The 13546-nt window shown below is 71.4% G+C and carries 12 protein-coding genes; 6 read left to right on the forward strand and 6 right to left on the reverse strand.

Features of this window, described 5'->3' with window-relative positions; translation table 11 throughout:
- Nucleotides 1-18 precede the first annotated feature (18 nt).
- From SSP24_RS24580 to SSP24_RS24590, 3 genes are all read left to right on the forward strand, one after another.
- Nucleotides 19-1494 (forward strand): FAD-dependent monooxygenase, encoded by a 1476-nt coding sequence (locus SSP24_RS24580; RefSeq protein WP_141311864.1) that lies wholly within the window; start codon nucleotides 19-21, stop codon nucleotides 1492-1494.
- 104 nt (nucleotides 1495-1598) lie between these two features.
- On the forward strand, nucleotides 1599-2576 hold the full coding sequence (locus tag SSP24_RS24585; RefSeq protein WP_141311865.1) for a DMT family transporter: 978 nt from the start codon (nucleotides 1599-1601) through the stop codon (nucleotides 2574-2576).
- A gap of 18 nt (nucleotides 2577-2594) precedes the next feature.
- Nucleotides 2595-3494, forward strand: coding sequence for a LysR substrate-binding domain-containing protein (locus tag SSP24_RS24590; RefSeq protein WP_141311866.1), 900 nt, complete (start codon nucleotides 2595-2597; stop codon nucleotides 3492-3494).
- A 78-nt stretch (nucleotides 3495-3572) separates the two neighbouring features.
- Here SSP24_RS24590 and SSP24_RS24595 read toward each other — a convergent pair whose 3' ends face one another.
- On the reverse strand, nucleotides 3573-4016 hold the full coding sequence (locus SSP24_RS24595; RefSeq protein WP_141311867.1) for a GNAT family N-acetyltransferase: 444 nt from the start codon (nucleotides 4014-4016) through the stop codon (nucleotides 3573-3575).
- 88 nt (nucleotides 4017-4104) lie between these two features.
- Nucleotides 4105-6687, reverse strand: coding sequence for an aminopeptidase N (pepN, locus tag SSP24_RS24605; protein WP_141311868.1), 2583 nt, complete (start codon nucleotides 6685-6687; stop codon nucleotides 4105-4107).
- Nucleotides 6688-6799: 112 nt separating this feature from the next.
- On the opposite strand from pepN, the gene SSP24_RS24610 reads away from it, so the two are divergent.
- Nucleotides 6800-7273 carry a DUF1203 domain-containing protein gene (locus SSP24_RS24610; RefSeq protein ID WP_141311869.1) on the forward strand — a complete coding sequence of 158 codons (474 nt, stop codon included), beginning with the start codon at nucleotides 6800-6802 and terminating at the stop codon, nucleotides 7271-7273.
- Between the two features lie 14 nt (nucleotides 7274-7287).
- Here SSP24_RS24610 and SSP24_RS24615 read toward each other — a convergent pair whose 3' ends face one another.
- Nucleotides 7288-8316 (reverse strand): aspartate-semialdehyde dehydrogenase, encoded by a 1029-nt coding sequence (locus tag SSP24_RS24615; protein ID WP_141311870.1) that lies wholly within the window; start codon nucleotides 8314-8316, stop codon nucleotides 7288-7290.
- Between the two features lie 228 nt (nucleotides 8317-8544).
- On the opposite strand from SSP24_RS24615, the gene SSP24_RS24620 reads away from it, so the two are divergent.
- Nucleotides 8545-9084, forward strand: coding sequence for an RNA polymerase sigma factor (locus SSP24_RS24620; protein WP_141311871.1), 540 nt, complete (start codon nucleotides 8545-8547; stop codon nucleotides 9082-9084).
- 1 nt (nucleotide 9085) lies between these two features.
- The gene (locus SSP24_RS42995) at nucleotides 9086-9817 is read left to right on the forward strand and encodes a hypothetical protein (protein ID WP_167529687.1); all 732 of its coding nucleotides are present in this window, start codon (nucleotides 9086-9088) and stop codon (nucleotides 9815-9817) included.
- A 477-nt stretch (nucleotides 9818-10294) separates the two neighbouring features.
- On the opposite strand, the gene SSP24_RS24630 is transcribed toward SSP24_RS42995, so the two are convergent.
- The 3 genes from SSP24_RS24630 to SSP24_RS24640 form a co-directional block, all read right to left on the reverse strand.
- Nucleotides 10295-11437, reverse strand: a complete 1143-nt coding sequence (locus tag SSP24_RS24630; protein ID WP_174864700.1) for a serine hydrolase domain-containing protein — start codon at nucleotides 11435-11437, stop codon at nucleotides 10295-10297.
- A 146-nt stretch (nucleotides 11438-11583) separates the two neighbouring features.
- Nucleotides 11584-12039, reverse strand: a complete 456-nt coding sequence (locus tag SSP24_RS24635; protein WP_174864701.1) for an NUDIX hydrolase — start codon at nucleotides 12037-12039, stop codon at nucleotides 11584-11586.
- Between the two features lie 18 nt (nucleotides 12040-12057).
- Nucleotides 12058-13546 (reverse strand): transposase (locus SSP24_RS24640; RefSeq protein WP_141311872.1); only part of this gene is annotated, 1489 nt, incomplete at its 5' end.

Here is a 13546-nt window from a genome sequence, read left to right on the forward strand (position 1 = left end):
TGGCATCAGGAGGCCAAGATGAACGGCACCCCCGAAACCCCCGCTCACGGCACCCCCCAAACCCCCCACCCCATCATCGTCGTCGGCTCCGGCCCCACCGGCCTCCTCCTGGCCGGCGACCTCGCCCACGCCGGCGTCCCCGTCACCCTCCTCGAAAAGCGCCCCCAAGGCATCAGCAACCTCTCCCGCGCCTTCGGCGTCCACGCCCGCACCCTGGAGCAGCTCGACGCCCGCGGCCTCGCCGACCCGCTGATCGCCACCGGCAGCACCATCACCGAGCTGCGCCTCTTCCGCCGCCTCTCGCTCGACCTGAGCACGCTGCCCTCCCGCTTCCCGTTCCTGCTCATCACCCCGCAGTACGAGGTCGAGCGCCTGCTGGAGCGCCGGGCACGTGAGTTCGGCGTCGAGTTCGCCTACGAGAGCGAGGTCGTCGGCCTGCGCCAGGACGACACCGGCGTGGACGTGGACGTACGCGGCGCGGACGGCACGGTCGTGACCCACCGCGCGGCATACGTCGTCGGCGCGGACGGCCACCGCAGTGCCGTCCGGCAGGCGCTCGGCCTGCCCTTCCCCGGCGTCTCCGTCATCAAGTCCCTCTTCCTCGCGGACGTCCGGCTCGCCGAGAAACCCGACACCGTCCTCACCGTCAACGGCGCGGGCGACGCCTTCGCGATGATCGCGAGCTTCGGCGACGGCTGGTACCGCGTCATGGGCTGGAACCGCCGCCGCGAGGTCGCCGACGACGCCCCGCTCGACCTCGACGAGGTCAAGGAGGTCACCCGCCGTGCCCTGGGCACCGACTACGGCATGCACGACGCCCGCTGGCTGTCCCGTTTCCACAGCGACGAGCGCCAGGTGCCGCAATACGGGGTCGGTCGGGTCTTCCTCGCCGGCGACGCCGCGCACATCCACTCCCCGGCCGGCGGTCAGGGCATGAACACCGGTCTGCAGGACGCCGCCAACCTCGGTTGGAAGCTCGCCGCGACCCTCCAGGGCTGGGCGCCGCAGGGCCTGCTGGACACGTACCAGACCGAACGCCACCCGGTCGGCAAGGCGGTCCTGCGCAGCAGTGGCGGCCTGGTCCGCCTGGCCCGAGCACAGAGCCCCGTCCTACGCGCCACCCGCGCCCTGGTCTCCGCCTTCGCCAACGCGGCCGCCCCCGCCCGCCGCAAGGCCCTGGCCCAGATCTCCGGCATCGGCTACCGCTACCCGGCCCCCCGAGGCTCCCACCCCCTCACCGGCACCCGCGCCCCCGACGCCCCCCTCAACACCGGCCGCCTCTACGAATCCCTCCGCACCGGCCACTACCTCCTGATCACCCCGGCCCCCTACGAGCCACCGGCCACCCCCCACACCAACCACCTGACGGTGGCCCACTGGACGGACACCCGCCGCACGACCCTCCTCATCCGCCCCGACGCCTACATCGCCTGGGCCACCGACGCCGCCACCCCCGCCACAATCGAGGCAGCCCTGACGGCGCACCTGGGCTGAAGGCGAGCGGTCCCTGGGTAAATAATTCAGATTTACTGAAAAGAACCGTCGAAAAGATTCGATGGACCTGACGGATAGCTCGCTGGGACGGTGGATCCGACGACATGATCACCCGACCCAGCGAAAGGACCTCCGTGGCCGTAGCCTCCGACCAGACCGCCCCTGCCCCTTCCTCCCACACGAGCGGCACGAGCGGTACGACGCTCAGCGCGCCGATCCCCAGGAACACCGCCCTCGGCCTCGCGCTCGCCGCGCTCGCCACCCTCGTCTGGTCCGGCAGCTTCGTCACCTCCCGTGCCCTGCACGACAGCGTCCCGCCCGTCCAGCACGCCTTCTGGCGTTGGGTGGTGGCGCTGGTCGTCGTCGCGCCCTTCGGGGCCCGGCAGGCCTGGCGGCAGCGGCGGGTGATCCGTCGGCACGCCGGGTTCGTCCTGCTGGCCTCGCTGCTCGGCGTCACCCTCTACAACACCTTCGTCAACGAGGCCGGCCGCACCACCCCCGCCGCCACCATGGGCATGATCATGGCCGCGTCGCCGGTGCTGATGGCGCTGTTCGAGCGCGCGAGCGGCGTACGGCTCGGTGGGCGCCGGGTCGCCGGGCTGCTCGTTGCCTGCGGGGGCGTGTTGCTGCTGGTCGGTGAGGGTGCCGACGTCGGACCCGGTGACGCCTGGATGATCGCGGCCACCTGCTGTTTCGCGGCGTACAGCGCGCTGTTGCGCCGCAAGCCCGCCGAGCTGGGCGGTGCGGGTTTCCTGTTCACCACCTTCCTCGTCGGCGCCGTGCTGCTGCTGCCCGCGCAGGGCGTGAGCCTCGCCGTGCAGGGCGGTTTCGAGCCGTCGTACGAGACTGTGCTGCCTGTTCTCTACGTCGGGATCGTCTCGTCCGCCGTCGCCTTCTTCGCGTGGAACAAGGCGATTGCGCTGGTCGGGGCGGCGCGTGCCGGGGTCGTCTACTACCTGCAGCCGGTGTGCGTGGCCCTGCTCTCCTGGGTGCTGCTGGGGGAGGGGACCGGGTGGGGGCAGGTGCTGTGCATGGGGCTCATCGTGGGCGGGGTCGTGCTCGGGGCTGCCGGGCGGCGCTGAGCTGTAGGTTTCCGTTCCATGGTCGAGTGGGACATCCGGAAGCTGCAGATCCTGCGGACGTTGCGGGAGCGGGGGACGGTGACCGCGACCGCCGAGGCGTTGCGGATGACGCCCTCGGCGGTTTCGCAGCAGCTGACCAATCTGTCCAAACAGCTCGGCGTGCCGTTGCTGGAGGCGCAGGGGCGGCGGGTGCGGCTCACCGATGCGGCGCGGCTGGTGTTGCGGCATGCGGAGGCGGTGTTCGAGCAACTGGAGCGGGCGGACGCCGAGTTGGCGGCGTACGTCCAGGGCGAGGCAGGAGAGGTACGGGTGGGCGCCTTCTCCACCGCCGTACCGGCACTGGTCGTACCGGCCGTGCGGGCGCTGCGGGAAGCACACCCCGCGCTCACCGTGCGGGTGCGGGAGGCCGAGGCGCAGGAGGCGTACGAGTTGCTCGGCGCCGGCGAGGTGGACCTCGCCCTGTCGCTGGCGGCGCAGGCGCCGAGCGCGGCCGACCCCCGGTTCAGCTCGGTGCCGCTGCTCGCCGACCCGCTGGACCTCGCGCTGCCCCGCGACCATCCACTGGCGGCGGCGCGGAGGGTGCGGCTCGCCGACCTCGCCGCCGAACCATGGATCTTCGGTGGCAGCGGCCCCTGGTCGGACATCACCCGCGCGGCCTGCGAGGCGGCCGGTTTCCGCCCGCACCAGGGGCACTCGGCGGCCGGCTGGACCGCGATCCTGGCGATGGTGGAGGCGGGGATGGGGGTGGCGCTGGTGCCTCGGATGGCGGCCGTGCGGAGGGAGGGCGTGGTGATGCGGGAGTTGGCGATCGACCGGCCTCGGCGGCACGTGCTGGCGGCGGTGCGGAGAGGGGCCGAGGCGGGGGCTGCGGGGAGAGCGCTGGGGGCGTTGCGGGAGGTCGCGGCCGGGCTGGGGTGAAGGTGCTCGGCGTCCCCGGGCGGGGGTCGGTTCGCTCGCCCGCGCAGGCGGGGTGCCTTCCCAGTCTCGCGGCAACGACTACCTACGTGGCACCCGCACCATGAACACATCCACCGGATCCTCGGACTCGACCGCGAACCCATGACGCTCATACAGCCGCCGCGCCGGACTCCCCTGCAGGACGTTCAGCCGGACCAGGACGCCGTCGCGGTCGCACCGCTCCAGCAGGGTCCGTAGCACCGCCCCGCCGATGCCGGCGCCCTGCAGATGCGGGGCCAGGTAGAAGTGCTCCAGCCAGTGGGCGGCCTCGGTCGGCCGTAGGGACACGCAGCCCGCGAACGCGCCGCCCACCTCGATCACCCAGGTGTGCTCCGGCACGAACCCGTCCCGCAGCCGCTGCCGGACCCGGCGCTCGTCGTACCGCCCGAGCCGCTCCAGATCCCCCCGCAGCACCACGGCCCGCAACTCGGCCACCGCCTCGACATCCGCCCCCGATGCCGGCCGCATCTCCCAGTCCCCCATGATCACCACACTATCCCGGGCCCACGCCAAGGGGCGCCCCCGAGCCGAGCTCGTCGGGCGCCCCGTCGGCGTGCCGTACAACCCAGTCCTAGCCCTGAGCCCCCGCCGCCGCATCCGCCCCCTGCGCCCGCAGCGCGCGCTCGATGCCCGCGCGCGACTCCGACACCAGCCGCCGCAGCGCCGCGCTCGGGTCCGCGGTCGACAGCCACTCGTCCGTCTTCGCCAGGGTGTGCGCGGTGACCTGGACCGCCGGGTACAGGCCCACCGCGATCTGCTGGGCCATCTCGTGGGAGCGGGAGTCCCACACGGCCTTCACCGACTCGAAGTACTTGTCGGTGTACGGCGCGAGCAGCTCCCGCTGGTCCGTCTGGACGAAGCCGGAGATGACCGCCTCCTGGACGGCGTTCGGGAGCTTGTCGGACTCGACGACCGAGGCCCAGGCCTCCGCCTTCGCCTCCGGCGTCGGGCGGGCGGCGCGGGCGGTGGCGGCGTGACGTTCACCGGCCGCCGTCTTGTCGCGCTCGTACTCGCCCGCGATCTCCGCCTCGTCGAAGCGGCCCACGGCAGCGAGCCGCTGAACGAACGCCCAGCGCAGCTCCGTGTCCACGACCAGGCCAGTGATCGTCTGCGACCCGTCCAGCAGCGCCTGAAGCAGATCCAGCTGCTCCGGCGTCCGCGCGGTGGCCGCGAAGGCGCGCGCCCAGGCCAGCTGGTGGTCGCCGCCCGGCTCGGCGGCGCGCAGGTGCGCCAGCGTGGCGTCCGTCCAGCGGGTCAGCAGCGCCTCCCGGGCGGCCGGGTCGGCGTACAGGTCGATCGCCAGCTTCACCTGCCGCTGCAGCGACTGCACCACGCCGATGTCCGACTCCTTGCCGATGCCGGACAGGACGAGGGACAGGTAGTCGCGGGTGGCGAGTTCCGCGTCGCGCGTCATGTCCCACGCCGACGCCCAGCACAGCGCCCGCGGCAGCGACGACTCGAAGTCGCCGAGGTGGTCGGTGACGAAGGCCAGCGACTGCTCGTCGAGGCGGACCTTCGCGTACGACAGGTCGTCGTCGTTCAGCAGGACGACGCTCGGACGCGGGCGCCCCACCAGCTGCGGTACGGCCGTCAGCTCGCCGTCGACGTCCAGCTCGATGCGCTCGTCGCGCACCAGCTTCCCGGCGTCGTAGTCCATCTCGTACAGCCCGACCGCGATCCGGTGCGGACGCAGCGTCGGCTCGCCCTTCGCGCCCGTGGGCAGCGCCGGCGCCTCCTGCCGGATCGCGAAGGACGTGATGACACCGTTCGCGTCCGTCTCGATCTCCGGGCGCAGGATGTTGATCCCGGCCGTCTCCAGCCACAGCTTCGACCAGGTCTTCAGGTCCCGCCCGGAGGTCTCCTCCAGCGCGGTCAGCAGGTCGGCCAGGCGCGTGTTGCGGTAGGCGTGGCGCTTGAAGTAGGCCTGCACGCCCCGGAAGAACTCGTCCTGCCCGACGTACGCGACGAGCTGCTTCAGTACGGAGGCGCCCTTGGCGTACGTGATGCCGTCGAAGTTGACCAGCACGTCGTCCAGGTCGCGGATCTCCGCCATGATCGGGTGCGTGGACGGCAGCTGGTCCTGGCGGTACGCCCACGTCTTCATGGAGTTGGCGAACGTCGTCCACGCGTGCGGCCAGCGCGACGCGGGCGCCGCGGCCTGGCAGGCGATGGACGTGTACGTGGCGAACGACTCGTTCAGCCACAGGTCGTTCCACCACTCCATGGTGACCAGGTCGCCGAACCACATGTGGGCCAGCTCGTGCAGGATGGTCTCGGCACGCGTCTCGTACGCCGCGTCCGTCACCTTCGAGCGGAAGACGTACTGGTCGCGGATGGTCACCGCGCCCGCGTTCTCCATCGCGCCCGCGTTGAACTCCGGCACGAACAGCTGGTCGTACTTCTGGAACGGGTACGCGTAGTCGAACTTCTCCTGGAACCACTCGAAGCCCTGCCGGGTCACCTCGAAGATCGCGTCCGAGTCGAGGTACTCGGCCAGCGACGGACGGCAGTAGATGCCGAGCGGGACGGACTGGCCGTCCTTCTCGTACACGCTGTGCACACTGTGGTACGGGCCGACGATCAGAGCCGTGATGTACGTCGAGATGCGCGGCGTCGGCTCGAAGACCCAGACGCTGTCCTTGGGCTCGGGCGTGGGCGAGTTGGAGATGACGGTCCAGCCCTCGGGCGCCCGCACGGTGAACTGGAAGGTCGCCTTCAGGTCCGGCTGCTCGAAGGACGCGAACACGCGACGGGCGTCCGGCACCTCGAACTGGGTGTAGAGGTAGGCCTGGTCGTCGACCGGGTCGACGAACTTGTGCAGGCCCTCGCCGGTGTTGGTGTACGCGCAGTCGGCGACCACCCGCAGCACGTTCCGGCCCTCCAGCAGGCCGGGCAGGGCGATCCGGGAGTCCTTGAAGACCGCGCCGGGGTCGAGCGGGTCGCCGTTCAGAGTGATCTCGTGGACCGTCGGCGCCACCAGGTCGATGAAGGACTCGCCACCGTTCTCGGCAACGTCGAAGCGCACGGTGGTCACGGACCGGAACGTGTCGCCCTCCTGCGCCCCGGAGAGGTCGAGATCGATCTCGTACGAGTCAACGGTGAGCAGCTTCGCCCGCTGCTGCGCCTCTTCGCGAGTCAGGTTTGTGCCAGGCACGCGGTCATCTCCTCGTTATGTGTCGGTTGCGCCATCCTTCCACGCGACCTGCGGCGAACGCGATGTCCATTTCCCGCCGGTGGGCGGGGCGGCCACGCGCGAATCTGGGCCCATGACGACGTACATCGCACGACCGATCGAACCGCCGGTCCTGAAGGAGCTGCGTTCTGCTGACGACGCGGGACGCGAGATGGTTCCCGTGACGGACGAGGAAGGTGGGGCGCCACTGCGCTGCTGCCTGCGCCGCAGCGTGCCGGGGGAGCGGATCGCCCTGGTCTCGTACGCCCCACTGCGCCGCTGGGCCGCGGAGACGGGGGCCGATCCGGGGGCGTACGACGAACAGGGCCCCGTCTTCATCCATGCGGAGGAATGCGGGGGCCCCGCGCTGGACGGCCTCCCCTTCACCAACGCCCACCGCACCCTCCGCCGCTACTCGGCCGAGGGCCGCATCGTCGGCGGACGGCTGGTCGAGAACGGCTTCGAGGCGGCCCTCGTAAACGCGTTCGACGACCCGGAGGTGGCGCTCGTCCACGTCCGGGCCGTCGAGTACGGCTGTTTCCTCTACGAGGTCCGCAGGGACCAGTAGGCGATCCGCAGGGACTAGGAGGCCGCCTTGGTGGTCAGCTCCGCCGCCACCAGCTCCGCGATCTGCACCGCGTTCAGCGCGGCGCCCTTGCGCAGGTTGTCGCTGGAGACGAACAGCGCGAGCCCGTTCTCCACCGTCTCGTCGCGGCGGATCCGGCCGACGTACGACGGGTCCTGACCGGCCGCCTGGAGCGGGGTCGGCACGTCGGCCAGGGCCACGCCGGGGGCGCCGGCCAGCAGCTCCTTGGCGCGCTCGACGCTGATCGGGCGGGCGAAACGGGCGTTGACCTGGAGCGAGTGGCCGGTGAAGACCGGGACGCGCACGCAGGTGCCGGAGACCTTCAGCTCGGGGACCTCAAGGATCTTGCGGGACTCGTTGCGGAGCTTCTGCTCCTCGTCGGTCTCGTGCAGACCGTCGTCGACGATCGAACCGGCCAGCGGCAGCACGTTGTACGCGATCGGCGCGACGTACTTGTTCGGCGCCGGGTACTCGGCCGCCGAGCCGTCGTGGGTGAGCTTCGGCGCGTCCTCGCCGACCTTCTTGACCTGCTCGAACAGCTCGTCGACACCGGCGAGACCGGAGCCGGAGACCGCCTGGTACGTGGCCACGACCAGGGCTTCCAGCCCCGCCTCCTCGTGCAGCGGCTTCAGCACCGGCATCGCGGCCATCGTCGTGCAGTTCGGGTTGGCGATGATGCCCTTGGGGCGGCTCGCGATCGCGTGCGGGTTCACCTCGGACACCACCAGCGGCACCTCCGGGTCCCGACGCCAGGCGGAGGAGTTGTCGATCACGACCGCGCCCTGCCCGGCGACCTTCTCGGCCAGCGCCTTGGAGGTCGCGCCGCCCGCGGAGAACAGGACGATGTCCAGGCCGGTGTAGTCGGCCGTCGACGCGTCCTCCACCGTCACGCCGTCCAGGACCGTCCCCGCCGAACGGGCCGAGGCGAACAGACGCAGCTCCGTCACCGGAAAGTCGCGCTCCGTGAGGATCCTGCGCATGACCGTGCCGACCTGACCGGTGGCTCCGACGATTCCGACCCTCACGACGACTCCTTTGCGTGGCTTACGGGGCGCCCCTTCCCTGACCGGGGCCTTTCCATCATGCGGGGCACCTGGGCCCCTGTGTCCAATCCTTTGGGCTTGTGCCCGCGTAGTGGGACGAGGCCTCCGTGACATACGCCACTGATGACTGCCCCGCGGGCGGGTCGAACGTTTCCGCCCGTCCCGGCGTCATAGGGGAAACGCAGACCTCGTGCGAGGAGAGGGGGTGCGGTGCTGCGCGGAAAGGCGCGCCGCGGCCAGGGGGGCGACGTACACGGTGATGTCGGGGATCCCTTGGACGCGGCCCAGGAGCGCCGGGTGCGGGCGGTGCTCGCGCTCGGCGGGGTGCCGCAGGCGGACCTGCCGGACGGGGTGCAGCAGGTACGCCTGCGGCTGCTGGAGCGGGCCGCCGACGGCCGCGAGGCACCGCGCGACGTCTCCGCGTGGGCGGCGGTCGTCGCCTCCAACCTCGCCATGGACTGGCACCGTGCCAAACGCCGGCAGGAGCGCCTCGGGGAACGCCTGGCGTCGCTGCGCCAGCTGGAGCACCCCTCCGGCGAGGACACCAGCCTGCTGTCCCTCGCGGTAGCCCAGGGCCTGGACGAGCTGCCCGACGCCCAGCGTCAGGTCCTCGTCCTGCGCTTCTACGCCGATCTGCCCGTCCGCTCGATAGCCGACGAACTCGGCATCCCGGAGGGCACGGTCAAGAGCAGGCTGCACACGGCGGTACGGGCCCTGCGCGCCCGCCTGCACGAGGACGAGGTGGTGTGAGGTGACCGTCGACCGTGACGGGCGGGGCGGCTTCGACAGCGACCCGCTGATGGCCGTCATCACCGGCGAGCGGCTGCCCGACGCGGCCCGCGCCGACGCCGCCTTCATGGCCGAGCACCGGTCGGCGGCGGCGGACGTGGCGCTGCTGCGGCAGCAGCTGGGGCTGATCGGCGAGGCGCTGACGGAGGAGGCCCCGGAGGAACCGTCGAAGGCCCCGTCGCCGCCGGTCCGGATACGACCACACCGCCGCCGCCCCTTCGCCCTCGCCCTCGGCGCGGTCGGGGTCGCGGCCGCCGGGGCGATGGTGGTGGGCCTGGGCTGGCTGCTCGGCCAGGCAGGCGGCGGCGTGACAGAGACCTCCGGGGCCGCCGCCGACAGCGCCGAGTCCGACTCCTCCAGCACCGCCGGCCCCCTCGGCTCCCCCGAGTACCTCGCCTGCGCCCGCCTGGTCGCCGAGGGCGAGGTGACGGACACCCACCCCGTCCCCGGCACCGGCGAGGAACGCGTCACCCTGGAGGTGACCCACTCCTACAAACCGACGCGGGGCAACACCGAGATCACGTTCGCGATCCCCACGAGCGCCGGCCTCGACAAGGGCGAGCAGATCCTCATCGCCATCCGCCGCGACAGCGCGACCCCCGACTTCTGGCTCGCCGGCGAGACCGCGATCGCCGCCCAACGCCCGCTGCTCATTGAGACGTTGCCGCAAGCGGGCACAACACCCTGCGAATAGAAGAAAGGCGGGCGCCCACCCGGACGCCCGCCTTCTCATGCACAGGTCGCAGGTCGTTGAGCCGACCCGACGCGCCCCACCCACCGGCCCGCAAGCCGCTTGGCTCACCCGGCGTGCATACGACCCGCTGACGCGCCCGCCCGCCCCGGCCAACTGCCCAGCCCACTCCCAGGTCGGCCGACCTGGGCCACCCGCCTTTCCGGGCCGCTCGCTCGCTTCTTCCCCGTGCTGCAGCGAGCCGAGTCAAGGGTCGGCCGAAGGCCGATCGGCGAAGCCGACGCGAAGCGTCCTTTACTCGGCTCGCGGAAGCACGACACTTCCAAAGAAGCGGGCGGCCCCGACGGCCCCCTCGCCATCGGCCCGCGCGGCAACACCGCCAGGCAGGCTCAGACCGTCCTGGGCGACGTCCGGGCACAGGAACCAGTCCAGTTCGGCGGCGACGCGGGATGCGCACCCGCTTGCTGAAATAGCCCACGGCTACCGTCCGCCGCAGAACTCCGCCTCGATCACCGCCTCGCTGTCACCCGCCCAGTCGCCGTTGAAGTTGAAGGCGAGGGAATGGCGGCCGTCCGGGGTGGTGACCGCCTGGGACGAGGAGCCGTGGATGCCGCCGCCGTGGCCCCAGACGTGTACGCCGCAGGACAGCTTGAGGTCCATCAGGCCCAGGCCGTAGCCGAGGTTGGGAGCGCCGTCTATCGCGACCGTGGTCTTCATCGCCTTCAGCTGCTCCTGCGGCAGCAGCTTGCCGCCCAGCAGCGCCCGGTAGAAGCGGTTGAGGTCGGCGGAGTCGGAGATCATCTCGCCGGCCGCGTACGCCAGGGACGGGTTGATCCTTGTGACGTCGTACGTCGGGCCGGTCGCCGTCTCGGCCAGCTTGCTGTACGCCCGGCTGCTGGGCTGCGGCACGGTGACCCGCGTGCCGGGCACCGAGGTGGCGTTCAGGTGCAGCGGCCTGAGGATGCGGTCACGGATCTCGGCGCCGTACGGACGGCCCGTCGCCTTCTCGATCACCATCCCGGCCAGGACGTAGTTGGTGTTGGAGTAGCTCCAGGACGTGCCCGGCGCGAAGTCCGGCTTGTGGGTCATCGCGATCGCCACCAGCTCGGCCGGTTTCTTCGTGTCGTAACGGTGCTCGAAGAAGCCGTCCTTGAGGAAGTACGTGCGGCCGAATTCCTCGTCCGCGGTGTAGTTGTAGATGCCGCTGGTGTGGTTCAGCAGCTGGCGCAGGGTGATCTTCCGGCCGTCGTGGCCGTTGCCCCGCACGGTGCCCGGCAGCCACTCGTCCACCGTGTCGTCCAGCGACAGCGTGCCCTCCGCCTCCAGCTGGAGCAGCACCGTCGCCACGAACGTCTTGGTGATGCTGCCCACCCGGTACCGGTCGGCCGTCGAACGCGGTTCGCCGGTGCGCAGGTTGCCCACGCCCTCGGTCGCGCGCCAGGCGCCGTGCGCGTCCTTGGCGGTGGCCGTGACGCCGGGCACCCCGTCCTTGACGGCGGCGCGGAGCGCCTCGCGGGTCGCGTCGTGGCCGCCCCCGGTGGGTGCCGCCAGGGCCGGACCGGCCAGGGCGACCGACAGCGCCACGGCCGTCGCCGCCACCAGGGTCACTCGTACGCTCCTCATGTCTTCCCCCAACTGATCCTCTCGGATCCTTTTCGGATCACAACACGGTCGGAGGGAGAAACCATGAGGGCTGCGTGAAGGTTGCTGGGCCCTGTACCAGTTGAGCGGGTTTCAGCCTTTCCTCAGGCCGGCTCGGTGCTGCGTTCCTATGCCAGGTCGACGCGCCCCGCCGCCGGGCGTTCCCGCCACAGCCGCAGTCCCAGGTCGACCAGTCCGATGCGTCGGAGGGCGGGCACGGCGTCGAGTTCGTGCCAGGCGGCCATGTCGGTGGAGCCGCCGATCTCGTGGCGCAGTTCACCACCGACCACGGTCCCCTCGTACACCAGGCGTACGCCGTGGTGGTCGGTCGAAGGGCGGAAGCGGCGGCCCGGGAAGGTGCGGTGGAGGGAGTGGACGCCGAGGATGCCGGTGACCTCGATGCGGTAACCGGTCTCCTCCCGCACCTCCCGGCGGACGGTGTCGTAGGGATCCTCACCGTGTTCCATGCCGCCGCCGGGCAGGACCCACTCGGGCGTGCCGTCGGGTGCCGGGGAGCGGGCAAGCAGCACCTGGCCGTCGCGGACGCATATGGCGTAGGCCGCCACCCTCAATGTTTTTCGCACCAGGGGACGTTACCGTTCCTAAACACTGAGTGGGAGTGAGTCCTGTTGCCAGGACTGCTGCTCAGTGGCGCTGCCCCGAACGGTGCTGGGCAGGCTGGTCCCCCGCTTTCGCTCCACCACCGGTGACACACATCTGGTGTGCGGTCCGGGCAGGTGGGGGCGGGTTTCCTCACGCCTGCGGGTGCCTGAAGGGGCCTGGACGGTCCGATGCCCACGACGATCGCTCCGGTCGTCGTGGGGCGGTGCCGTCCGTCGCCGGATCGGGTGCCCGAGGGCGCGTCGCCCGACCGCGATGCTCGCCGCATCGTGCCGGGAAATCTTGCGAGTCGGTGTGGTCAGGGGCTGCTGCCAGTGCTGGGCACCCCACCGGCTGGTGTAGGCGGCGTCGACCGCGACGATGGCGATGTCCTGCTCGGCGGCCATCGACACCAGCCGGGCCTTGAGTTTCGCGGTCGGGAAACGAGACAGCAGTCGCCGAAACTGCTTGTTGCGGCCGTGCTTCTCGCGGCTTGTGCCGTCGGTGAAGTCGAGGTCCTCGATAGCGATCGCGGCGGCCCCGCAGCGGCGGGCGTGGTGCAGCAGCCGGGTCAGCGCGTGCCGGATCTGCGCATCGCGGAGCTCACTGCTGCCGGTCAGGTCGAAGAAGAAGCGCCGCGGCTCACCGACCGGATTGCCGTGCGTGTCGAGGTGCCAGGCGGCGAGATGGTCGTCGTTCATGTCCACCCCTACCACACCACGGGCCAGCACAGCGTCCAGCGCCACGACCGGGGCGGCGGCGCGCTGCCAGGACGCGGTCACATACCAGCGGCCGCGTAGCACGTCGTGATGGATGCGATAGGCCACCGCCCGGTTGGCGGTGACCCGGTCAAGCCACTCCTGACCGCGATGCCGAAACCGTACGGTCGCATCCAGCAGATACCGGCCATGCGGTGCGTTGGCCAGGTGGGCCAGCGGGGCCGGGAGCTTGATCGAGACCCGTCCGGTGTCGGTGATGCGGATAGTTTCGTTGCCGAAGCGTTTGCCGGACTCCCCGTCGGCGGCCAGGAACATCCGCTCCGCCTGCCAGCGTTCCCGCCACGCCCGCTCACTCAGCCCAGACGCCGCCAAGTGGTGGCGGACGTGAGCGAGTTGCCTGCCGCCGCGCACCATGTGTACCCGGCCCGCCGCCCAGTCCGCCTCCACCGCCGCCAGCCGGTCCTTCAGGGTGTGCAGTCGGCGCGATTTGGCATGCCACTCACCCCGCGAGCCATATCCGCGCACCAGGCCTTCCCGCTTGTTGGCCTTGGCGCCCAGCGGCCGGGCCAGCCGTGCCTCGATCGAGGCGATCTGCCCCCGCAACCAGCCCCTATACGCTGCCTGCCCGCGCCGGGCCAGCGCCCACTGGTCATGCGTGGCCTTGGTGATACTGCCCGCCCAGCGCGCCGACGACTTCCCCGTCAGCTCCCGCTTACGCACCGCCCACCCGGCCGCATCATGCGCCAGCCCCTGCCGACACCGCTCCGCGAGG

Source organism: Streptomyces spinoverrucosus (assembly GCF_006539505.1).
In the GTDB taxonomy this organism is placed as follows: Bacteria; Actinomycetota; Actinomycetes; order Streptomycetales; family Streptomycetaceae; genus Streptomyces; species Streptomyces spinoverrucosus.